Annotated in this window: 1 protein-coding gene; it reads right to left on the reverse strand. The window is 63.4% G+C overall.

Annotated elements, in window-relative coordinates; all coding sequences use genetic code 11:
* On the reverse strand, positions 1–1313 hold a 1313-nt coding region (locus tag ENZ75_RS20450), incomplete at both ends, for a CocE/NonD family hydrolase (protein ID WP_206617070.1).

A 1313-nucleotide genomic window follows, 5' to 3' on the forward strand; every position in this document is an offset into this window, starting at 1 on the left:
AGCCGGATACGCTCGCCAGCCTCGAAACGCTGCCCGCAGCAGCGCAGCTTGATGCGGACGGTCTCCGCCCGGCCCGGCACCATGGGTACGATGTCCAGATCATCGTTGCGATGGCTCAGATTGAGGATGCCGTAGCTGATGCGCGAGGCAGCACCTTCCGGGAACACTTGCGACAGCGTGGCGGACAGAAGCGCAACCGGCTTGTCGGAGGAGAGCTTGACCTCGAATTCGGGAAAACCGAGGATCTCGACCGCTTCGGTCAACGGCGCCGTCTCGAAGATCAGGGCATTGCCTTCTTCCGTGCGTTGGTCGACCGGCAAGGTAGGCATGACGCCATAACCGCACCAGGCGCCGGACGACAGGCCGGCCGTCTGCGGCGATGAAATCTCCAGGATCGTGTCTTCGCCCCTGGCCTCGCTCAGCACATGCGGCGCAAGGTTCAGCACCTTTTCGCCGATTCCCGGCCCCGGCCATGCCGGCTCCGCGACCCAGCGGCCGGGTCGCTCGTCATAGATCGCTGCCGGCCGTGCGGGATCTTGAATCCAGGCGCGCAGCATCGGCTCGTCGGCAATGCCGGTGTTTATGCCCTTGAGATATTGATCCCACCAGCGCAGGCACTCCTGCAGGAAGCCGATGCGCGGTCCCGGCATGGCGAAGTGCGGATATTTATGGCCCCAGGGTCCAATCAGCCCTTTACGGGGACCGCTTAGCTTTTCCAGCATCCGGAAGATCGGATTGGGATAACCGTCGGCCCAGCCGCCGACGGCGTAGACCGGGATTTCGACATCGGAATATTCCTCGCAGATCGAACCGTGCTTGTAGAAATCGTCGCGGCGCTGGTGTTCAAACCAGTCCTGCATCCAGATGCCATTGCCATTCAGCCGTTGTTTCCAAAGATCGCGCCAGCGGTCGCCGACAATGAGCGGGTCGGGCGGGGTCATGGCGATGGCCCAGGCGGTGGTTCCCCACATCAGATTGTCGCACATCATCGCGCCGCCGAGATAATGCACGTCGTCGTTATAGCGGTCGTCGGTCGAGCACAGCGAAACGACGGCTTTCAGCGCCGGCGGCCGGCGGGCCGCGACCTGCAGCCCGTTGAAGCCGCCCCAGCTGATGCCGATCATGCCGACGCTTCCCGAGCACCAGGATTGCCTCGCCAGCCATTCGATGACCACCAGGCAGTCATCCTGCTCCTGCTTCAGATACTCACCCTTGCACAGCCCTTCGCTGTCGCCCGAGCCGCGCATATCGACCCGCACGCCGGCATAGCCGTGACCGGCGAAATAGGGATGCGTCAGCGCATCGCGCTCCAC

This window comes from Mesorhizobium sp. M7A.F.Ca.CA.002.04.1.1 (assembly GCF_004022805.1).
GTDB lineage: Bacteria > Pseudomonadota > Alphaproteobacteria > Rhizobiales > Rhizobiaceae > Mesorhizobium > Mesorhizobium ciceri.